The organism is Paenibacillus sp. TAF43_2, assembly GCF_052113545.1.
Lineage (GTDB): Bacteria > Bacillota > Bacilli > Paenibacillales > Paenibacillaceae > Pristimantibacillus.
Genome location: NZ_JBFRDK010000001.1, coordinates 1 through 21363, shown reverse-complemented (window position 1 = coordinate 21363; position 21363 = coordinate 1). Strand labels below are relative to the sequence as shown.

The 21363-nt window shown below is 46.6% G+C and carries 19 protein-coding genes; 18 read left to right on the top strand and 1 reads right to left on the bottom strand.

Features of this window, described 5'->3' with window-relative positions; genetic code table 11:
* Nucleotides 1–469 precede the first annotated feature (469 nt).
* The 11 genes from AB4Z17_RS00095 (at nt 470) to AB4Z17_RS00045 (ending at nt 10572) form a co-directional block, all read left to right on the top strand.
* Nucleotides 470–850: a DUF3846 domain-containing protein gene (locus AB4Z17_RS00095; protein WP_441957399.1), complete on the top strand. Its 381-nt coding sequence runs from the start codon at nt 470–472 to the stop codon at nt 848–850.
* 330 nt (nt 851–1180) lie between these two features.
* Nucleotides 1181–2686, top strand: coding sequence for an efflux RND transporter periplasmic adaptor subunit (locus tag AB4Z17_RS00090; RefSeq protein ID WP_441957397.1), 1506 nt, complete (start codon nt 1181–1183; stop codon nt 2684–2686).
* Nucleotides 2683–3450 (top strand): ABC transporter ATP-binding protein, encoded by a 768-nt coding sequence (locus AB4Z17_RS00085; protein ID WP_441910195.1) that lies wholly within the window; start codon nt 2683–2685, stop codon nt 3448–3450. Before AB4Z17_RS00090 ends, AB4Z17_RS00085 begins: the two co-directional genes overlap by 4 nt.
* A complete protein-coding gene (locus AB4Z17_RS00080) occupies nt 3392–4582 on the top strand; it encodes an ABC transporter permease (RefSeq protein ID WP_441957395.1) in 1191 nt (396 codons plus the stop codon). The genes AB4Z17_RS00085 and AB4Z17_RS00080 overlap by 59 nt, the downstream gene beginning before the upstream one ends.
* Before the next feature lie 160 nt (nt 4583–4742).
* Nucleotides 4743–5897: a stage II sporulation protein D gene (spoIID, locus tag AB4Z17_RS00075; RefSeq protein WP_441957393.1), complete on the top strand. Its 1155-nt coding sequence runs from the start codon at nt 4743–4745 to the stop codon at nt 5895–5897.
* An 82-nt stretch (nt 5898–5979) separates the two neighbouring features.
* Nucleotides 5980–6726, top strand: coding sequence for a peptidoglycan DD-metalloendopeptidase family protein (locus AB4Z17_RS00070; RefSeq protein ID WP_441910198.1), 747 nt, complete (start codon nt 5980–5982; stop codon nt 6724–6726).
* A gap of 193 nt (nt 6727–6919) precedes the next feature.
* On the top strand, nt 6920–7207 hold the full coding sequence (gene spoIIID / locus AB4Z17_RS00065; RefSeq protein ID WP_441910199.1) for a sporulation transcriptional regulator SpoIIID: 288 nt from the start codon (nt 6920–6922) through the stop codon (nt 7205–7207).
* Between the two features lie 124 nt (nt 7208–7331).
* Nucleotides 7332–8324, top strand: coding sequence for a rod shape-determining protein MreB (gene mreB, locus AB4Z17_RS00060; protein ID WP_076266222.1), 993 nt, complete (start codon nt 7332–7334; stop codon nt 8322–8324).
* A gap of 175 nt (nt 8325–8499) precedes the next feature.
* Nucleotides 8500–9363 carry a flagellar hook-basal body protein gene (locus AB4Z17_RS00055; RefSeq protein WP_076266221.1) on the top strand — a complete coding sequence of 288 codons (864 nt, stop codon included), beginning with the start codon at nt 8500–8502 and terminating at the stop codon, nt 9361–9363.
* 32 nt (nt 9364–9395) lie between these two features.
* Entirely contained in the window at nt 9396–10238 is an 843-nt protein-coding gene (locus tag AB4Z17_RS00050) for a flagellar hook-basal body protein (RefSeq protein WP_076266220.1), read from the top strand.
* A gap of 16 nt (nt 10239–10254) precedes the next feature.
* Nucleotides 10255–10572 (top strand): DNA-directed RNA polymerase subunit beta, encoded by a 318-nt coding sequence (locus AB4Z17_RS00045; RefSeq protein ID WP_441957391.1) that lies wholly within the window; start codon nt 10255–10257, stop codon nt 10570–10572.
* A 144-nt stretch (nt 10573–10716) separates the two neighbouring features.
* Here AB4Z17_RS00045 and AB4Z17_RS00040 read toward each other — a convergent pair whose 3' ends face one another.
* Nucleotides 10717–12903, bottom strand: a complete 2187-nt coding sequence (locus tag AB4Z17_RS00040; protein ID WP_441957389.1) for a hypothetical protein — start codon at nt 12901–12903, stop codon at nt 10717–10719.
* Nucleotides 12904–13166: 263 nt separating this feature from the next.
* On the opposite strand from AB4Z17_RS00040, the gene AB4Z17_RS00035 reads away from it, so the two are divergent.
* The 7 genes from AB4Z17_RS00035 to AB4Z17_RS00005 all read left to right on the top strand — a co-directional run.
* Nucleotides 13167–13700, top strand: coding sequence for a CDP-alcohol phosphatidyltransferase family protein (locus AB4Z17_RS00035; protein WP_441957387.1), 534 nt, complete (start codon nt 13167–13169; stop codon nt 13698–13700).
* A 175-nt stretch (nt 13701–13875) separates the two neighbouring features.
* On the top strand, nt 13876–14307 hold the full coding sequence (gene fabZ / locus AB4Z17_RS00030; RefSeq protein WP_056631018.1) for a 3-hydroxyacyl-ACP dehydratase FabZ: 432 nt from the start codon (nt 13876–13878) through the stop codon (nt 14305–14307).
* A gap of 33 nt (nt 14308–14340) precedes the next feature.
* A complete protein-coding gene (locus AB4Z17_RS00025) occupies nt 14341–16068 on the top strand; it encodes a phospho-sugar mutase (protein ID WP_441957385.1) in 1728 nt (575 codons plus the stop codon).
* A gap of 35 nt (nt 16069–16103) precedes the next feature.
* On the top strand, nt 16104–18248 hold the full coding sequence (locus AB4Z17_RS00020) for a DUF5693 family protein (RefSeq protein ID WP_441957383.1): 2145 nt from the start codon (nt 16104–16106) through the stop codon (nt 18246–18248).
* Nucleotides 18212–19360: a polysaccharide pyruvyl transferase CsaB gene (csaB, locus tag AB4Z17_RS00015; RefSeq protein ID WP_441957381.1), complete on the top strand. Its 1149-nt coding sequence runs from the start codon at nt 18212–18214 to the stop codon at nt 19358–19360. The genes AB4Z17_RS00020 and csaB overlap by 37 nt, the downstream gene beginning before the upstream one ends.
* 64 nt (nt 19361–19424) lie before the next feature.
* The gene (locus AB4Z17_RS00010) at nt 19425–20129 is read left to right on the top strand and encodes a WecB/TagA/CpsF family glycosyltransferase (protein WP_339209776.1); all 705 of its coding nucleotides are present in this window, start codon (nt 19425–19427) and stop codon (nt 20127–20129) included.
* 103 nt (nt 20130–20232) lie between these two features.
* A partial coding sequence (locus AB4Z17_RS00005; RefSeq protein WP_441957380.1) for a glycosyltransferase family 4 protein occupies nt 20233–21363 on the top strand: 1131 nt, incomplete at its 3' end.

Here is a 21363-nt window from a genome sequence, read left to right as displayed (position 1 = left end):
AAGCACGCATACGTTCTTATAGTGTAAATTCGGCGTATGTGGCGGCTAAAAAGAATGGATGTAAGCACGTATGTGTTCTTACAGCGAAGAAACGGCGTTGGTTAGCTGTCTGTAAGCACGTATACGTTCTTAAAGTGTAAATTCGGCGTATGTGGCGGCTAAAAAGAATGGATGTAAGCGTACCTGTAGTACTTGAATAAGTAGAGAGCTCGTGAAGCTTGAAATTGCCGGTTACACGATGTTTATAGTGCGTGGTTACTTCCTGTTAAGCCCGGAAGATACCCAAAGTTGTTTTTGATACCCTGTAACTTTCTTCTAACATATATTTGTTCCTATTTGATATCTAAATAGGGCTATTTGACGCACACCTTGCTCGCATGTACTCAAGTGATAGTTTGTAATGTGGTAAGCACTTGTCATAGAATTAATAAAAATCATTCATTTTGAATATCGAAGGGTGCGTTGTTGTATGGCTACCATGAAGGTCATTGTCGCTGAAATCGAAAAAGACATAGAAGTAAAAGAAATAGAAATAAATGAGAACATCTACGATGGATTAGAAGAAATTGCAGAGGGCAACGTCGAGTCTATTACTATATGGAATGACGTTGTTTTATGGATTAACATGGACTTGCAGACAGATGGATCAGCATTCAATTTCCATCTTACAGAGAAATTGCGAATCAGAAGTCAGGATGAGTATGAACCTAAAGTATCCATTATTGGAAATGCTGTCTTCACTGGAACCGATGAAGACGGCGAACCGGTTGGGTTGACAGAAGACGAGATTAAGGCTGTCATGAGCAACTTCATCGACCGTAAGACCTATCACCAATTTACTAGAAAATAATACGAACGAATGAGGACGGAGAGGGATCTCCGTTCTTTTTTTATTTCTTTTCTTTATTTAGTAACATCGCCCTGCTGACGATTTCTTGCCGCCTTACATAATATTTCATAATGATATGTATGCTCCCATCCGTTCAATAGGCGGGAGCTATTTAACGTACAAGTTTAGAGCAGAGGAAAAGCAATGATTAGTTGTTTGTAAGCACGCATGCGTTCATGTATTTACGCCAAGCTTCCTACAGCATAAAAGGAGCAAGCTTGTTCATCTTCCGTTCATTTTTGAATGCTATAGTCGATCTCACTAAGACCAATGGAAGGTGGATTAAAGCAGATGAAGAAGTGGACGATAGGGCTCGGCATTTTAATTATTTTAGCCGCAGCTGGAGCAGGTGCCTATTATTTTTATTTTGCTAAGGATAAGGAAGCAGCAGGTGTAATGCCTACGTCTCTGACGGTGCAGGCGACAAAAGGGTCAATCGTAAAACAAATTAGCGGGACAGGCTCGGTAGCAGCTAATTCGAGGGAATCAGTGACTGCTGGCAAGAGCGGCACCATAGCTACTGTGAATGTCAAAAAAGGAGATAAGATTAAAGCGGGACAAATTCTTGTTACCTTTGAGTCTGCGGACGACAATGATGACAAAATTAAATCGATCAATAAAAGCATCACAAAACTACAAGAAACGATTACTGAATACCAACAAAGCTACAAGGAAGCAACGGGCACTGAAAATGAAGAGGCCTCGAAAGCATCGCTTCAAAAGAATATTGAAAATGCAAACGATGAGATCGCAGACTACCAAGATCAACTGCAAGATATCTATGAAGCACAAGCAAAAGAGGAAAAAGTAGTGACAGCTTCCATAGATGGAGAAGTTACCGAAATATCTATTGAGGTAGGCGATGAGGTGAATGCCAATACGGCAATAGCTACGATTGTAGATTATACAAAGCTGGAATTTGTTACATCTGTAGATGAGCTTGATATATCTGCTTTAAAGGTTAATCAATCGGCAGATTTGTCCTTAAGCGCGCTGACTGATAAGAAAATCAATGCAACCGTATCGGATATTGCGATGGAGGGTACTTCCAATAACGGTTCATCTTCATTTGAAGTGAATTTATTGATAAAGAACATCGAAGGCGTGAAGGCAGGGATGTCTGGTGAGGCAGCCATTACAATTGCGTCTAAGGAAAACATCATTCTTGTACCAGTAAATGCTGTCGTCGAAATGGGCACAAGGTCTTTCGTTCGTATTCCGTCTGAAAATGGCGGAGCGGGTGCATCGGCAGGCGCTGGACAGGCTGGGCAGCAGCAAGAAGGGGCAGCTGCTCCTGGTGGAGCTGTAGACGGGAAACAAGGAACGGCGACCGGACAAGGCACTACAACAAGCGGAGTACAGAAAGCCCCGACGGGGGGAACAGGAACAGGGGCAGCGAGACAAGGTGCTCAGGGTGCGCAAGGCAATGGTGCAAKAGCAGGCACAGGTCAATCCATTGCAGCAGATGGAGCGGCTTCAGCAGGACAATCGGGAGCAGGTCGTGCAGCCGCTGGCGGTGGATTTGCAGCTGGCGGTCGTGGCGGCCGCATGCCGGATGCGCTTGGCGGTCAGCTGGTTGAGGTGACCACAGGACTCAGCAATGAAAATTTTGTGGAAATTGTTTCCGGGCTAAAAGAAGGGGACAGTGTGCTTGTTCCGATTGCCCAAGGAACGGCTGGCATGGGCAGCAGCTCTGCGGAGACGACAATGCGGCAGGGCGGCTTTGCTGGCGACGTCATGGTTTTCCCAGGAGGCATGGGCGGAGGAATGCGGACAGGAACAGGTGGTCCACGATGAGCTCAACGCTGAATGGTCCATTAATAGAAATGAACAAGATCACAAAGTTTTATACGATGGCGCGTGAAAAAATGACAGTGCTCCATGAGGTCTCTCTCACGGTTGCACGAGGTGATTTTCTAGCCATCGTGGGTCCATCCGGCTCTGGAAAATCGACGCTTATGAATATTATTGGCTGTCTTGATTTGCCGAGCGAAGGAAGCTACAGGCTTGAGGGGCTTGAGGTGACTGGACAAAGCGATAATAAACTGACGGAAATACGAAATAAAAAAATTGGATTTATTTTTCAAGGGTATCATTTGCTTCCGAAGCTCACAGCACTTGAGAACTGCGAGCTTCCGCTTATTTATCGGGGGCTGCCGGGCAAGGAGAGGCGTATGCGCGCGATGGAAGCGCTGAATAGAGTAGGGCTCGGTGATCGAATGAACCATCGCCAAAACGAGCTGTCGGGCGGGCAGCAGCAGCGTGTTGGCATTGCGCGCGCTCTGGCGACTAATCCGCCTATACTGCTTGCCGATGAACCAACAGGCGCGCTTGATTCTAAGACAGGCATGGAAGTGCTCAATATGATGGATGAGCTCCATCGCGCGGGTCAGACTATCGTTTTGATTACACATGATATGGAAGTAGCCAAACGAGCAAGCCGTACGGTCATTATACGGGATGGGGTGTTGACGGAGCGGGAGCAAGAGAGGAGGGACAGCGATGAAGCTTACGCAAGGTCTCAGGATGGCAGTCAAGAGCGTCTTATCCAACAAGCTTAGAACAATATTATCGATGCTCGGTATATTGATCGGTGTTGCAACAGTTATTGCGCTTGTAGCTATGGGGAAGGCTTCCTCCAATGAAGTGACTAAGCAGGTATCTTCCCTTGGCAGCCCAAACTCGCTCTCCGTTAATATTCTTGGACGTGGAACAGTTACGACGCTGTCAGTCGATGAAGCGAATGAGCTTGGCGATGTCATGAATATTGCGGGTGTTGCGCCTGTGACGAGCACAACAGGATATGCGAAATACGGCAAGACGCAGGTATCCGTTACCGTAGAAGGAATAACCGCCGCTTATGAGGAAGTGAAAAGCTTTCCCGTACAGGATGGCAGGTATATCGCCTCTCCAGATATAACAAACAACACAAAGGTTGCGCTTATTGGGGTGGAGACCGCGAAGGATTTATTTGAGGACGAGAGAGTGGACCCAGCGGCGGCAGTAGGGAAAAAGATAACGATAAACGGTTATAATTTCACGATTGTTGGATTGCTGGAATCGCAAGGAAGCTCACTCAGCGGCTCAAATGACGAGAAAATATTAATTCCGATAACGACAGCTCAGAAAATATTTCAAACAAGCGGCGTTTCTACTATTAACTTAATTGTCTCGGATATAGATCGTATGGCTGCGACGGTTACTGCCGTAGAAGCTGTTCTCTATGAGAAATTCCGAGGCAATGAGAATGCCTACAGGGTGTTTAATCAAGAGGAAGCGATGAAAACATTAAATTCCGTTAATGAAACGATGAACAGGCAGCTCATTTATGTAGCGATCATTTCTCTTATCGTAGGTGGAATCGGCATCATGAATATTATGCTAGTGTCTGTAACAGAGCGAACGCGAGAGATTGGCATTCGTAAATCATTGGGAGCAAAAAAGCGGGATATTATGTTTCAATTTCTAGTAGAGGCTGTGTGCATCAGCGGTTTGGGAGGCGCACTAGGAATTGGACTTGGATATATCGCCTCTTTTACTATTGGAATGATTATGAAAACGGAAACGGAAGTACCTTTAGATACTGTATGGTTAGCTTTTGTCTTTTCTGCCCTCGTTGGCGTTATATTTGGCTATTTGCCTGCAAATAAAGCGGCCGGTCTGCGGCCGGTTGACGCGCTTCGGCATGATTAGACTTTAAGGTTCTACCCTATTATTTGTGCTCATAGAATGAACCATCAGGACCCGTATTAAGAGAGAGGAGGCGGCAGCGGCAGCTTCCTGCTTCCTTTTTCCGGCCAAGATGGAAGGAGAGCTCATGAGGCGAAGAAGAGGGACGTTTTCAATAGTTTCGATGATCGATCGTATGCGGACAAGCAGACCGATGGCCTTGTTTGCAATCGGAGCGATGCTTGGCGCATCTGTCATTCTAGTAAGGCTTTCAGTTGAAGAGCTTCATGATGCGAAGGCTGCTAGGTCTTTAAAAGACAACGCATCTATTAAAGCGGGTAATCAAACGATGCCGAAAACGGGTATATTGGAAGATGCGGATGCGCTCATTCCAGCTTCTGAAAATGATCTTTTAAAACGGCCAACGGCTGGTGATGGGAAGAATGGAGAAACGCTTGATGCGATTGATCGTCTCGTTATTCGCGTTTATTTGACGAAGGAAAAGCGGATAGAGCGAGTTCCGCTTGAAGCGTATGTTCGCGGTGTAGTAGCTGCGGAAATGCCAATCGGCTTCGAGCTTGAGGCGTTAAAGGCGCAAGCCATTGCAGCACGTACGTATATGATTCGTAGAATTTTTCTTGGCAATGACAGCGGAGTTCCGGTAAAAGGAGCGGATGTGACGGACACGACCGATCATCAAGTGTATCTTTCAGTTGCAGAGCTCGCAGCCAAATGGCCAAAGAATGAGCAGAAAAACAATATGAGCAAGCTTAATGAAGCGATCCTTCAGACGAAGGGCAAGGTTATCACTTATAAAGGCGAACCGATAGATGCCGCTTTCTTCTCTACCAGCAATGGATTCACCGAAAACTCGGAGGACTATTGGACGCAAGAAATTCCATATTTGCGCAGCGTGGCAAGCCCCTGGGACAAAGAGCTGTCGCCGAAATATAAAGAAACGGTCAAGCTGTCGCTTAACGAGTTTTACAGTAAGCTAGGAGTAGCAAAGAAGAACTCTGCCAAACCTTCCATTCGTGTAATAGAGAAGACGGAAGGAAATCGAATCAGCAAGATGATTATCGGAGACAAAACGTTCACAGGCCGAGAAGTGAGAGAGCTGCTAGGACTTGCTTCCTCTCAATTTATTTGGAATATAAAAGATAAATCGATATCCATAACGACTTTTGGTTATGGGCATGGCGTCGGCATGAGCCAGTGGGGAGCCAATGGAATGGCGCAATCAGGGGCAAAAGCCGAAGCTATTCTGGCTCATTATTATTCTAGCGTTCAAGTGGAACAAGCTTCGAAGCTATCGGAAGAGCTGAGAGCTCGCTCGTAATTTGAACTCTTTCAATATTTCGTATTCACCTCACGTATAAACCTAGCAGATCTGGTAACAATGGCTAGTGAGGTGATAGAAAATGAATGATCAAAATCAAAGTAAACCGAAGCAAAGACCAGAAGAAACTCCCAAAACTGTTCTGGGAGGAACGTCTGCCGCCAAATCTAGCAGTGGATGGAAGAACCTTTTTGCAAAGCGATGGGTATCTCCAGCAATCTTCATGGCCGCGGCAGCAATTATCGTAACCTTAATGTGGATCTATCAGGGGGCGGATACAAAACCGACAGCGACAACAGGAAAAACCGAGCCTTCTGAAGTTACACAAGGGGAAGCGTCAGGAACGCAAGGCAAGGATGAAGAAGTGCAAGAAGTTATTGCTGCCAACGAATCGATCCATTGGCCGCTAGCTGACAAAACCGTGCTTAAAGAAGTGCTTCCATTCTACGATGCAAAAGCAAGTGACGCAGAACGCGAAGCTGCATTGATCCAAACGGGTGACAAGTTCTCTCCTCATATGGGTATAGACTTTGTTGACCCAAATGGAAAAACATTTGATGTGCTTGCAGCATTATCAGGCAAGGTTACTTATGTGGAGCAGCATCCAACTAACGGCAACTCCGTCGAAATCACACATGAGGGCGGTCTAGTGACTGTTTACCAAAGCTTAGCGGATGTAACCGTTAAAGAAGGCGATGATGTTACGCAAGGTACAGTAATCGCAAAAGCCGGTCGCAATGATTTGGAACGCGATTTGGGCATCCACCTTCATTATGAAACAAGAAGCAATGGCAAGGCGATAAACCCAAGCTCGTTAGTCCAAGAGTAATACAAGTTAAACCATAACGTCAGCTTAGTAAAAAATAGGACTTTAGTCGTACAGGCAGGGAGCAATTTCCTGCCTGTTTTACGTTTTTATGAAAATTTATTCACATTCCTGCCTGTCAAGCTTGGCCACAACGAATATATACGGTGCCTACTCATATAATGTACCAAACTATCTCGAGTAGGGAGGCGGGAACGTGCACGATTACATTAAGGAGCGAACCATTAAAATAGGCCGCTGCATCGTGGAAACGAAGCATACGGTGCGGACGATCGCCAAGGAGTTTGGCGTGTCTAAAAGCACTGTGCACAAGGATTTAACTGAGCGGCTTCCTGAAATAAACCCCGATTTGGCCGATCAGGTAAAGCACATTCTCGAGTACCACAAATCGATTAGGCATCTGAGGGGAGGAGAAGCGACCAAAATTAAATATAAAAAAACGAGTACAAAAAAGCGTGAAGTACTCGCAGCAGGGAAGCGTTGAAGTTTTTTCACGAATTATAGAGGAATTTTGTCTTTTTTGGCGAATAATAAACGTTAGCGGTTTCTGTGTCAAGGGAACCAAATGTACGTTTTGTAATTATTATTCGTTGGGGGACTTAAGCCTTATGTTGAGCAAGGATATTGGGATTGATCTTGGTACTGCTAATGTATCCATACATGTAAAGGGAAGAGGCGTTGTACTCGATGAGCCTTCTGTAGTTGCCATTGAGAGTGATTCAAAACGCGTGCTGGCAGTTGGCGAGGAAGCGCATCGCATGGTAGGCAGAACGCCGGGCAATATTATTGCGATTCGTCCGCTGCGTGATGGTGTTATTGCGGATTTTGAAATTACGGAAATTATGCTTAAAGCATTTATTGATCGAGTGGAGGGACGGAAATGGTTTAGCCGTCCCCGTATTCTTATCTGTGCTCCAACCAACATTACTTCTGTAGAGCAGAAGGCTATTCGCGAAGCTGCAGAACGCAGCGGAGCAAAAGAAGTATTTCTTGAGGATGAACCAAAAGCCGCTGCGATAGGGGCTGGAATGGATATCTTCCAGCCTAGCGGCAATATGGTCGTTGACATTGGCGGGGGCACGACAGATGTAGCCGTTCTTTCTATGGGCGACGTTGTCACTGCCTCCTCCATTAAAGTCGCAGGGGACAAGTTTGACGATGCGATTATGAAGTTTATCAAGAACAAATACAAGCTTCTAATCGGTGAAAGAACAAGCGAGGATATTAAAATTAAAATTGGCACTGTGCTAGAGGGCGGAAAACAGGAAGAGATCGATATTCGCGGTCGCGACATGGTTTCAGGCCTTCCTCTCACATTAACGATTCGTTCAGGAGAAGTTCGCGAGGCGCTATGGGATTCCGTAATGTCCATCGTATCGGCTGCTAAGGCTGTGCTGGAACGCACGCCGCCTGAGCTCTCAGCGGACATTATTGACCGTGGTGTTATTTTGACAGGTGGAGGCGCTTTGCTTGGCGGACTAGATTCGCTACTAGCAGAAGAGCTTAAAGTGCCTGTGCTTATTGCGGAAGATCCGATGCACTGCGTCGTTAAGGGAACCGGAATCCTTCTAGATAACTTGGACAAGCTCGGGAAGAAGTAAAGACCGTATGCGGCCTATATAATAGATGATTTGCGCGGGTAGGGAGCCTTAGGGGGGCGTAGCCGAGGCGTAAATGAGTCATAGGTCGCATGGACAAGCTATTCAGGCAGCCTTGCTTTCAACCGATAACATATATAGCTAGGATCGATTGGAAGCACTAAGGGGGTAACAACGGATGTTAAGAGGATTGTACACCGCGGCGTCAGGCATGATTTCTCAGCAGCGCAGACATGATACGGTGACGAACAATATTTCGAATATTAATACGCCTGGTTACAAGCAGACAAACGCTGTCACACGTTCTTTTCCAGAGATGATGCTGTCATTGACAGGCGCTGGTCCGGAGAATTTCACCAAGATCGGTAAACTGACTAACGGTGTATTTGCGGAAGAAAGCTTGTCTATTCATTTGCAGGGCGATCTGACACAGACGAATAACTCGTCTGACTTTGCTTTGATCTCCAACATTGAAGTAGACGGGTTGTCCTTTGACGCCTCCGGTAAAAATATAAGCCCGGACGGTGAAATTACTTTTCAGCCTCAAGCCTTTTTTACACTGCAGGATCAAAATGGCGAGGTTCGGTATACGCGGGGCGGTAAGTTTACGCTGACCGAGGATGGCTTTCTTATGGGAAGTGACGGATCGAGCGTGCTTGGAACAAATGGTCAGCCGATTCGGATGCCTGCCGGTGTAGGTCTAGACAGACTCGTACTGACTGATAATCAACGCTTCGTTGATGCCAATGGGCAAGATATCGGCGTTCAATTGCTAATTAGCCGTGTTGATAATCCGAATATGCTTGTGCGCGAAGGAAACGGAAGCTTCCGATTCTCGGGTGAGGGCGGCGAAGCTGTCGCTATCGCTCCGAATGAACGCGTGGAAGTGAGACAAGGCTACATAGAGCGTTCTAATGTTGATACTGCGCAAGCAGCTATTGACCTTATGTCGGCGCTGCGTGCTTATGAAGCTAACCAGAAGGTTATCCAATTTTATGATCAAAGCTTAAGCAAAGCCGTCAATGAAGTCGGTCGCGTGTAACAACAGGTTGAAGCAGCGGAGGTGCACGAAACATGAACAGTTCAATGATTAACGCTATGGTATCCATGAATGGTCTTCAACAAAAGCTGGATCTTCTAGCCGATAACATAGCTAATGTGAATACGGTTGGTTACAAAAAGAAGGAAGCTACCTTTGAGGATCTTCTTACGAACTTAAGAACTCAGCCGGAAGCTTTCAATCAGCCTGGCCGAAAAACGCCGATGGATTTCACACAAGGCTGGGGCTCAAGAATGACAATGGTTCAGCCTAATTTGTCCCAAGGTCCAATGCAGGGAACCGATAAGGACACGGATATTGCGATCGAGGGAAATGCATTGTTCGAGGTGGAAGTGGACAACGCTGGCAACCGTGCTTATACACGCAATGGAGCGTTTCAGTTGACGGTCGGCGCAAACGGTGATACGATTTTGGCAACGGAAGACGGATATCCAGTCGTAGCTAATGTAAGAAATGCTGTGACAGGAAACGTGGTTGAGGGCAATATCGTAGTACCACAAGGGTACAGTTTGCGGGTTAATCCAGATGGAACGGTGCTAGGAGTATCTTCCGAACGCACAATTCCGCTTGGCAGCATTAAGCTGCTCCAAGCTTCGCGTCCTGCGGCACTAACTGCTGTTTCTGATAACCTGTTTGTCGTTGCAAACGGAATTAATGCTGGTGATGTCGTGCAGCAGACCGTGCCGAACTCGGAAAATAACATTGTGCTGCGTCAAGGTTACTTGGAGCAGTCAAATGTCGAGCTGACGGACGAGATCACCGAGCTTATTAATGTGCAGCGCGCTTATCAATTGGCAGCTAGAGCGTTATCGTCAAGTGATACGATGATGAGTCTTACCAACGGGCTGCGCGCATAAGGATAGGATGATGTGAATGAGTATGGCCGATGAGCGAATGGACCACGAAGCAAGCGGATCCGGGAGTAAAGCGGAAGAGAAAAGCTCAGGGAGGCAGAAGCGCGCCAGTCGCGTGAAGGCTGAAGAGAAGAGCTCCAATAAGAAGCAACGGCCCAAAGGGGTAAGCATGCTGCTGTGGCTTTTGCGCAAAAGCATCGTACCGCTCRTAATGATCATTATGCTTGTGGCAGGCTTGTACATTGGTTACGCTGTAATAGGCAAGCAGCCTGAGGATGAGGTTTTTAGCTGGGCAACATGGCAGCATCTCTATGACTTAGTGTTTGCTGAATCGTAATCAATTAAATAGAAAAAGGGATGCCCGCTTTGCAGTGTTTGCTGCGCAGCGGGCATCCTTTTTTTGATATTATTCATTATTTGTGCAAGTGAAAAACTCGTCGTGTAACGAGGCAACGAGCTTCTCACTTGCTGCATTTTTGAACTATTTTACACTTACTCTAATCGTCACGCTTTTACCTGCATAGGTTGCTTTAATGGAAGCGGAACCCTTGCTAACAGCGACGATCTTGCCATTTACGACTGTTGCGACACTAGCTTTGGAGGATGTCCAAACGGCGTCGTCCGTAACGTCAGCCGGGTTGCCAGTCGTAAAGTTAGCTTGCAGCTTCGCCAAATAGACTCCTCCAGGGCTGAGCTGAACCGATTTGCTGGATAGAACAAGTGATTTCAGTTTAGGTGAAACCACGATAGGAACGATGACCGTTTTGCCTTGGTATGAACCAGCAATTTTAGTTGTTCCTACTGCAATTCCTTTAACCGAGGTACTGCTAACGGTTGCGATATTAGGATTGCCAGACTCCCAGTTCATCTTTGAACCTAGTGAAACCTGCTTGCCGCTCTTGTAATAGCCTGTAACCTTAACCGATTTGGATTTGCCAGGGTAAAGATCTAGGGAGATCGGGTCAACAACAAGCTTGACGATTTCTTCCTCTATTCTTACACGTACCGTTACGCTCTTAGTCAGGTAAGTCGCAGTGAGCGTGATGCTTGTTACATCTAGGCCCTTCATAGTTGTTTCCTTCAATACGATATCATCTGATGAAGCCTTCCATTTCACTCTGCTCGAAATATTCTCTTCTTCTCCGTCTTCATTAATAACGTTTACGGAAGGGAGAGGCGTTTCTTTTCCTAAAATAATGCTAAGATCCTTAACGTCGGCAATCAGCTTTAACGGCTTCATGTGAACGACTAATTTTACATCCGCTTTATAGTTTTGAAGGGATGCGGTAAGAACGGACTCTCCAAGAGCTTTGGCTGTCCATTGACCATCTTTAATCGTTGCAATCTTCTCATCTGCGGATGACCATTTTACGATTTTGGATACATCTACCTTCGAGCCATCAAATGTTGTTGCCATGACTCTAGGAAGATCCTCGCTAATATCGGTATAACCATCGATAGTTTCCGTTTCAATACTAAGTTCAGTTATGCTCGGATACACTGTAATCTCGATGCTGCGGCTTACACCTTTGTAGCTGGCTGTAATTCTAGCTGTACCGACGGATTTAGGTTTTATCAATCCTTTAGAAACCGTAGCAACCACGACGTTCGAAGACGTCCATTCGGCTTCATCAGTAACATCGTCAGAATCATTTTTATTATTCAGGACATCTGCTCTTACCTGTAAATCCTTGTCCTGAAGCTGCAGATGGTATTCCTTCTCTGGTGAGAGCTTGATCGACTGGTAAGGTGTACGTATGACCACATCGATCGTTGTACTAACCCCTTTGTAGGATACTGTGATCGTCGTTTTTCCGGCACCTACTGCAGATACTACGCCTAGTTTAACTGTGGCTACTTTTTCATTAGCACTAACCCATTTTGCATCTTTTGTTACATCCAGGATCGAACCGATCTTTGGATCGACGGATGCCGTTAATACTTTATCATCACTGCCAATGTCGATTTCGACCAGTTTGCCAGAAGTACCTGAATCGATCGTAATCGACTTGTAAGGTGAGGTTACATTTAATGTAATCGCATCGGATTTGCCCTTATACTTTGCCGTAATTGTAACGGCTCCAACACCTAGCAGCTTAATAACACCTTCATCTACGGTTGCGATCGCAGCATTCGATGTTGTCCAAACAGCTTCACCTGTCACAGGTAGCGGATCTTTGTTTCCTTTCAAGCCGTTAAGCGTGAAGGCCAGATTTTGACCAATCTCGATATCCAGCGTTGTTGGAGCGGTTACTCCGTTCTGCATCAAGCTTACGGAATCATAGATATAGTCTGATGAGGCCTTAATAGAAATGGTGAAGCCTTTATAAGTAGCGCTTATCGTTGCGGTTCCCTTGCCTACACCCGTTAAGACGCCTTTTTCCACTTTGACAAGAGCGGTATTCGATGATTTCCATGTCGCATCGGCAGTAACTTCTTTTCTAATGCCTGTACCTGTTGCATAAACGGCTAGATTAACCTTATCATCTTCAACAAATGTTTCCAGTGATGATGTGCTGCTGTTGTAATCCGATGGGTCATAGGTGAAATCAATGCCGGTGATCGTATCTTCAGCGGCGTTGACAATGCCGGTCATGGAAGTCATAACCATTACGATTGCAAGCGTAGCTGCGAGCCACCTGCGAGTTACTTTCAACGACTTATACAAGCGTAAACTAAAATTCACTACATCCCTGTCCTTTCTTGTTTAAAGTAATTGGTATTCTATTTATAACGGTAAGAAGATGGTGAAAATGAATAACGATCACAAAATGTATACATAAAAAAATTGCAAATAGTCAGTTAGAACTAACTTCTGCAATTTGTTCCGCTTATTAGGAACAGCGGATAGTTTTATTTTTACGGGAGGTAGTTGTATAATAGTTGGGAACCATGGTGGACCGTCAGTTATAGGTAGAGGAGCGTGAATAGTTGAATCTGCCGAATCTATTAACATCATTGCGTTTTTTATTAATCCCTGTCTACATCGTGATTTTTGCGGAAGGACATATGATTCCTGCCTTTTTGATTATGGTTGCTGCCGGTATTACCGATGTTCTTGATGGTTATATCGCACGCAGAACCGGTCAGATTACGACGGCTGGAATGATGCTTGATCCGCTTGCGGACAAGATGATGCTGATCACTGTTATTGTATCGCTGCTCGTATCCGGCCATATTTCCTGGGCTGCGGCTGCAGCGATGTTTGTGCGCGATTTGGGCATGATAGCGGGGGGATTCTATTTTCACTTTCGAGGGAAAAAGACGGTGCCTGCCAACTGGATGGGAAAGCTGACAACTGTGCTCTTTTATGCAGCGATAATGCTCATTTTCTTTGAAGCGCCGAATGCTCATGTTTATTTGTGGGGCGTTATTGGCTTTTCATTCATTACTTCAATGATGTATATCGTCATGTTTAAAGCGCTGAATAAACACATAACAGAAACACCTACTGGACATTCGTGATCATCAAGTCACTACATATGAACAAAGAGGCTTGGCGGAGGACACTTCGGGTCCAAGCAGCCAAGCCTCTTATCTTAACCTTCATAAACTGCAGTTTATGAGGGATATGTATAGTGTCGTACAGAATGACACTTTTTATACTTCCTAACTTAACTTTTGAGAGGGGTTTTTTTTCATGTTGGATATTAACCAAATTCAAGAAATCATTCCGCACCGCCCGCCGTTTCTGCTAATCGACCGTATTTTGGAGGTTGAGCCAGGCGTACGTGCAGTCGGTCTTAAAAATGTTACGATGAATGAACCTTACTTTGTTGGTCATTTTCCGGGTTATCCGGTTATGCCAGGCGTGCTTATAGTAGAAGCGCTTGCGCAAGTAGGTACTGTAGCGATGCTGATGATTGAAGCCAATCGTGGAAAGCTTGGTTTTTTTGCAGGCATCGACGGCTTCCGCTTTCGCGGTCAAGTTAAGCCTGGCGATACGTTGACGCTTGAGGTCCAGATTACAAGACTGAAGGGCTCTATTGGAAAAGGACAAGGAACAGCACGGGTTGGCGATCAAATCGTTGCCGAAGGCGAGCTTATGTTTGCTTTATCTAATCCTTCATAAATTAAAATTCATGAATGAAAGAGGCTGCTAAATATGACGAACGAAACGAATGCTAATGTTATTGCTAAATATGAAGCGTGGCTTAATGATCCGTTGATTGATGCAGGAACAAAGGACGAGCTTCGCAGTATTGAAGGACAAGAAAAAGAAATTATGGATCGTTTTTATCGCGACCTTGAATTTGGTACGGGCGGCTTGCGCGGCGTAATGGGTGCAGGAACGAATCGTTTGAATACTTATACGGTTGGTAAAGCAACACAGGGACTAGCAAATTGGCTGCTTGCTGGCAAATCGGCGGATGGAGCGGCTCCTTCTGTTGTTATCGCTCACGATTCCCGCAATAATTCACCTGAGTTTGCACTCGATGCAGCGCTTGTGCTTGCGGGCAACGGTATCACTACTTATTTGTTCACAGCGCTTCGTCCAACACCGCAGCTTTCTTTTGCGGTACGTGCGCTGAATGCAGCAAGTGGAATTGTCATTACGGCAAGCCACAATCCGCCTGAATATAATGGTTACAAAGCATATGGCGCTGACGGCTGCCAGCTTATTCCTGAGGAAGCTGAACAAGTTATTTCTGCTATCAGTCAAATCGCGGGTTTCGATGAAGTGAAACGGGTTTGCCGCGAAGAAGCGGAAGGAAAAGGATTGCTGCGCTGGCTTGGAGATGACGCCGATCAACAATTTATTGATACGGTTGTTGCTCAGAGCTTGAATGCTGATCTTATTAAAGGTGAAGTTGGAGAAAAAATTAGTGTTGTCTTCACACCTCTACATGGCACTGGCAACATGCCTGTTCGCGAAGTGTTGAAGAAGGTTGGTTTTAAAAATGTGCACGTCGTACCGGAGCAAGAGCAGCCGGATGGATATTTTAGCACTGTAAAGTCTCCTAACCCGGAAGAGCGCGAAGCGTTCACGCTTGCGATTAAGCTGGCGCAGCAGGTGAATGCCGATATCATTATCGGTACTGATCCTGACGCAGACCGTATGGGTGCGGTTGTGAAAAACAATGAGGGCGAGTACGTGGTACTCACTGGGAACCAATCGGGTGCGCTAATGGTTCATTATGTGCTAAGCCAGTTGAAGGAACGTGGACAGCTGCCAGATAATGGCGTAGTGATCAAAACAATCGTAACAAGTGAACTAGGCGCAGATATTGCCCGTTCCTATGGTGTAGCGGTTGAGAACACGTTGACCGGCTTCAAATATATTGGTGAAAAAATGACTCGGTATGAGCAAACAGGAGAGCATACCTTCCTATTTGGCTACGAGGAAAGCTACGGATATTTAACAGGAACTTATGCGCGTGATAAAGATGCGATCGTTGCTGCGCTGTTAATTGCTGAAGCTGCAGCTTATTATAGCAGTCAAGGAAAAACGCTATATGATGTTCTTTTAGAGTTATACGCTGAGCATGGCTTTTATTTGGAGGGTTTGGAGTCACGTACACTAAAGGGACTTGATGGCGTGCAAAAAATAGGCGCTATTATGGATGACTGGCGTCAAAACCCGCCTGCAGAAATCGGCGGCGTCAAAGTGGAGCGCGTGCTTGATTACGGCAAAGGCCAAGATGGCTTGCGTCCGGAAAATGTATTGAAATATTTGCGCGCGGATGGCTCATGGTTCTGCCTTCGTCCATCTGGCACGGAGCCAAAAATCAAAGTTTATTTTGCGGTTAAAAGTGAGTCGAAGGATGCTGCTGTTGAGGCGCTGCAAACATTGCAAGCCTCCGTTATGGAACGGGTAGACTCTACCGAATAGTACAATAATTAACCTGTTTAGAACGGAGGAATTGTGTGTTTTTACGTTGGCAGCAATGGAATCGGCGCGCAAGATTCGCATTATGGATCATTGCAATTATCGGGGTGGCGGCAGCATTGCCGCTCGGTGCCGTTCGGATGGAAATGGAAAAATCGTCGAAGCAAGTAGAATATGTATTTGATTATCGGGATATTATTGAGGTGGCGGAGCGTCAGGCTAGGCCGCAGCAATTTTTAACGGAAAAGCTGGAGATGCTCAAGGAAGCTGGCGTCACTACAATGGCTGTTTATGAGAGCTCTCTGAAGGATCTGCAAATCTCCGGCAGACTTACTTTCTACAGTTCCAGAGATGCTGCACTCCTGCAAAGTAAATTTGAGCCGGTAGGCCAAAACTTTACTTATATTTTGTTCAATGGGCCCAAAGAAGAGGAAATGATTGGTCCTATTGTGCGCGAAGCGCTTGATCGTTCAGAGGCTGTGTATAGCAATTGGTCGTACGGCGGCCGCAATGGCTTAGTCGTTGAGATGCCAATTGCAGAGGCAGTTATGAAAACGATGGATTTTGATCCGATTTCACTTGAAACGATTCATAATGCCGGACTTCAAATATTGCCTCGCTTATCTGACCGTATTAAGCCTTATGATCAGCAGGCAACAGATGCTATGCTTGCGAAATTGAAGGAATACGATGTAGACCGCGTATTGTTCGACGGTGACAAAGTAAAGGGTGCATCCGATCAAGCGATGGATAACAGCCTTTATCAGTTCGGAGAACTGCTCAAAAAATACGATATGGGCGTAGCGACCATAGAAAATTTGAAAAAACCGCAACAAGGCATAAATAAATTAGCTTATATTACAAATTATAATGTAGTCAGATTATATTCATTGTCGGAGAACGACGGTATGACGATGACGCCGGAAGCTATTGCTGATCGTTTTCTTTTAGCGGCGAAGGATCGTAATATCCGGATGTTTTTCTTGAACGGGACAGCTCAGTCCAATACGGATAAAGCAAAGGTGGTTCACTCCTTGGACCGCATTGCTGAGGCAATGAGTGAAGAGGGCGGAATCGTAGATAAGCTCTCGGACGCCGGCTTTACGCCAGGCAAGCCAAAACCGTTTGATCATGAGCAGCCTTCATGGAATAAACCGCTGCGTGCAATCGTTGCTGCGGCTGCAGTAGCACTGATTACTTTGTTAATCGGCGCATTTATTCCAGGCGTTTATATTCCCGTTTATGCGATTGGCTTAGTTGGGAGCGCAGGCTTGTACAAGCTTAACAGCTCGCTCATGGAGCAAGGACTTGCATTAGGTGCTTCAATTGCAGCGCCTACGCTGGCTCTAATCTGGGTAATGAATCGGATTTACTCTCGTACCGTTGGCGAGCGTCGTATCATTGGTGGAACGAATTGGTCAGTAGGGAGAAACCAGCAAGGGCAGACTCCTCAGCAGCCAGGTGCTGTATATGAGAACGGCAATCGTATGAAATGGATATTCCCTGCCATATCTACGGGAAGACGYTTTGGTCTTGCTCTGAATTGGTTTATTGTGGCGACGCTCATCTCTCTTATGGGAGCGCCGATGATATTCGGATTGTTGAACAATATTACGTACAATCTTGTATTGGAACAATTCCGCGGCGTAAGTGTGCTGCATTTGGCTCCGATTATCCTCGTGGCCATTTATGTTTTTTTCTATAACGGTCAAACATCAATCGGAAAGCTGCGCAAGCTGCTTTCACAACCTATTACCTTAACGTGGATTATAGTAGCTGGAGTTATTGGCATAATCGGCTTCTATTACTTGTCTCGTACAGGTAACGGTGGACAAGCGCCTGCTATTGAGCTGCTTATTCGCGGCTGGCTGGAAAATACATTCGGCGTACGACCGCGTTTTAAAGAGTTCATGCTTGGTCATCCGCCGCTGCTGCTTGGCTTGTTCCTTGCCCTTCGTTATCGTGCGGCATGGCTGCTTGTAATCATTGGTTCGATTGGTCAATTGACGATGGTTGATACGTTTGCACATCTTCATACACCACTTTACATTTCGATGATTCGTGTAGCACTCGGCTTGGGTACAGGTATCATAATCGGATGTATCTTGATTTTGGCATGGCAGATCGTGGAAGGAGCAATTCGTAAATGGGCACCAGCCATCATCCGCAAGTTCGTCGAATAGTAATTTCAGGCTATTATGGCTTCTACAACAGCGGTGATGAAGCGGTGCTCAAATCGATATTGCTAGCACTAGAAGAAGAAGGCAAGGCGCAGGGCGTGCAAATTCAGCCGATCGTTTTATCAGGTGATCCAGATTGGACAAGCCGCATGTATGGCGTTGATGCTGTTCGCCGCATGCACCCAGGAGATCTATGGAAAGCATTGAAAGGCAGCGACGGTCTAATAAGCGGAGGCGGAAGCCTCCTGCAGGACGTTACAGGCGCCAAAACGATTCCTTATTATACTGGCGTCATGAAGCTGGCCCAATTGCTGGGTAAGCCAACATTCGCTTATTCGCAAGGGATTGGTCCTGTGATTCGGCGCTGGATGGATCCTATGATTCGCGGAGTGATGAAGCAAAGCGCATATGTATCCGTTAGGGATGAGGAATCCGCTGCTTTGCTTGGACGAATCGGCGTGCCTAGTGATCGGATCGATGTTGTTCCTGATCCGGTCATGGGCTTGCCGCTTCCTGCAGGTTCATCAGCGGCTGGACAAGCTTCCGACCCTACTGCTGCGCCGCTGGTCGGTGTATCGCTGCGCCCCTGGCGCAGTGACGGCGCCGATCTCGAACGCGCCGCCGATGCGCTAGTCGCGCTGTCGAAGCGCATGCCTGTCCGGCTGCGCTTCCTGCCGTTCCACACACCCTCCGACACTGTAGCGTCGGAGCAGGTGCTGGAACGGCTGCGCGGCAGGCTCGGCGATGGTTCCACCGCCGAGCTGGCCGCGCCCGGCGACGACCCCCAGCAAATGCTGCTTGAGGTCAGCCGGTGCGACGCTTTGCTTGGCATGCGCCTCCATGCGCTTATTTATGCCGCCGGCCAAAGGGTTCCCATGCTTGGCCTCTCGTACGACCCGAAGATCGACCAATTTCTGGGTCGACTTGGCATCAAAGCCATCGGCACGACGGAGCAGCTCGATGCCGAAAAATTCGCAGAAGCAGCGGGTTTGCTGCTGTCTGACAAAGAGGGCTGGCAGGCAAAGCACAAGCTGGCAATCGATCTTTTAAAACAACAATCGCAAAGACCGGCGCAACAAATTGTACATTTGCTGCGTCATACATTATCGAGGTGAGTTCCTCTTGTCGAAACAACTACCAACTGTGCCGTTATACGGCATACCATTCTCCAAAGTGGGCATGGATGACACAGTCAATTACTTAATAGAAGCAATCGAAGAAAGACGCGTAACCCATGTGATTACCGCTAATCCGATCATGATTATGTCTGCCGTCGAGGACCCCAAGTATAGTGCAATGATGCGGCGCGCAGATCTTATTGTGCCTGATGGTGCAGGAGTTGTATGGGCGGCCAAATACGTAGGACAGCCTGTTGCAGAACGTGTGACGGGGTTTGATCTCCTTCATCGCTTGCTGCATGAGGGTGAAAAGCGTAGATGGAAGGCTTACCTGCTTGGCACCTCACAGGAGATTATTGAAGCCGCGGCAGAGAAACTGCAGCTGCAATATCCTCAAGTGAAAATTGTAGGCTATCGGAACGGATTTTTTGGCCCTGATCAGGATGAGGAGGTCATCGAAGAAATCCGTGCGGCTGCTCCTGATTTATTGTTTGTGGCTCGAGGCGCGGATACGCAGGAGCCGTGGATTGTGAAATACAAGCAAAAGCTGGGCGTACCATTGATTATGGGCGTTGGCGGAAGCTTCGATGTTGTTTCGGGTAAGCTAAAGCGAGCTCCGAATATTTTCCAAAAACTTCGGCTTGAATGGTTTTATCGCTTGCTGCAAGAGCCTAAACGCTACAAAAGAATGCTTGTTTTGCCGAAATTCGTAGTGAAAGTGGTTCGCGACAAAGAAAACGTTACAAAACCTCGACCTACACCGTGAAATTCTCGTTAAAACCATGAAAATTGGTTGAAAACGGGGTTGGAGTTTCCTTTCCAATCGGAGTATAATTCACTTCGGTAGAAAGAAAAGGGGAGTTGCACACATGCCGGTAGGCTTGCTGTATTCAATTGGGTTCATAATCGCTCTTGTTCTAGCCATTGCGATGACGCCGCTTGTTAAGAAATTTGCTTTCAAAGTAGGCGCAATAGACAAACCAAATCACCGCAAGGTACACACGCGCATTATGCCGCGTCTTGGCGGTCTAGCTATTTATATTGCATTCGTTGGCGCATTCTTTATTTTATCGCCATTTATACCAGACGGCTTGCTCCGTCCGCAAGATTCCAATATGATCAACGCGCTGCTAGTCGGCGGTACGATGATTATTATTTTAGGTGCTTTCGATGACCGCTTCGAGCTTTCAGCAAAAGTGAAGCTTCTCGGTCAAATCGCGGCGGCATGCGTAGTCGTTTTCGTCTTCGACGTTAAGATCGACTTGCTGAACATTCCGTTCGGTGAAACGATGCAGCCAATTGCTGGATGGATCAGCATTCCGCTTACGATTCTCTGGATCGTCGGTGTAACGAATGCAATTAATCTGATCGACGGCTTGGACGGGCTTGCTGCCGGCGTGTCAGGCATCGCGATTGCAACGATTGTTGTGATGGCATCACTGATGGGCTTCCAACCAGTTATCTTACTGAGTACATTGCTGCTGGGCGGAATTGTCGGCTTTCTCGTTTTCAACTTTCATCCCGCAAAAATATTTATGGGCGACTCGGGCTCGCTGTTTCTCGGCTTCAGTCTAGCAACGCTTTCGATGCTTGGCTTCAAGCAGGTAACGATGGTATCGTTTGTAACACCGCTGCTCATTATCGGCGTTCCGCTTTCGGATACCTTCTTCGCAATCGTTCGCCGCTGGGTAAACAAGAAACCGATATTTGCTCCAGACAAAGGGCATTTGCACCATCGTCTGCGCGACCTTGGCTTCAGCCACCGTCGTACCGTACTTATCATTTGGGGAGTAGCTGCTATATTCGGCGGACTCGCAATCGTGCAATCGGCTGTCGTACAGTCGAGCGCGGCGAACTGGATCACTTTTGCCGTCATATGTATGCTAATGTTTTTCTTACAGATCGGGGCAGAAATAACCGGTATCGTGGACAAAACACGCAGGCCGCTTATTAATTTCCTAGCTCGAATGAGACTTCGACTCAAGCTGGATGCTGAATCC

What these genes read in the sequence shown, in the direction of transcription:
- AB4Z17_RS00095 (WP_441957399.1), top strand. Translation starts at nt 470, where the DNA reads ATGGCTACCATGAAGGTCATTGTCGCTGAAATCGAAAAAGACATAGAA.
- AB4Z17_RS00085 (WP_441910195.1), top strand. Translation starts at nt 2,683, where the DNA reads ATGAGCTCAACGCTGAATGGTCCATTAATAGAAATGAACAAGATCACA.
- AB4Z17_RS00080 (WP_441957395.1), top strand. Translation starts at nt 3,392, where the DNA reads ATGAAGCTTACGCAAGGTCTCAGGATGGCAGTCAAGAGCGTCTTATCC.
- spoIID (WP_441957393.1), top strand. Translation starts at nt 4,743, where the DNA reads ATGATCGATCGTATGCGGACAAGCAGACCGATGGCCTTGTTTGCAATC.
- AB4Z17_RS00070 (WP_441910198.1), top strand. Translation starts at nt 5,980, where the DNA reads ATGAATGATCAAAATCAAAGTAAACCGAAGCAAAGACCAGAAGAAACT.
- mreB (WP_076266222.1), top strand. Translation starts at nt 7,332, where the DNA reads ATGTTGAGCAAGGATATTGGGATTGATCTTGGTACTGCTAATGTATCC.
- AB4Z17_RS00055 (WP_076266221.1), top strand. Translation starts at nt 8,500, where the DNA reads ATGTTAAGAGGATTGTACACCGCGGCGTCAGGCATGATTTCTCAGCAG.
- AB4Z17_RS00050 (WP_076266220.1), top strand. Translation starts at nt 9,396, where the DNA reads ATGAACAGTTCAATGATTAACGCTATGGTATCCATGAATGGTCTTCAA.
- fabZ (WP_056631018.1), top strand. Translation starts at nt 13,876, where the DNA reads ATGTTGGATATTAACCAAATTCAAGAAATCATTCCGCACCGCCCGCCG.
- AB4Z17_RS00025 (WP_441957385.1), top strand. Translation starts at nt 14,341, where the DNA reads ATGACGAACGAAACGAATGCTAATGTTATTGCTAAATATGAAGCGTGG.
- csaB (WP_441957381.1), top strand. Translation starts at nt 18,212, where the DNA reads ATGGGCACCAGCCATCATCCGCAAGTTCGTCGAATAGTAATTTCAGGC.
- AB4Z17_RS00010 (WP_339209776.1), top strand. Translation starts at nt 19,425, where the DNA reads ATGGATGACACAGTCAATTACTTAATAGAAGCAATCGAAGAAAGACGC.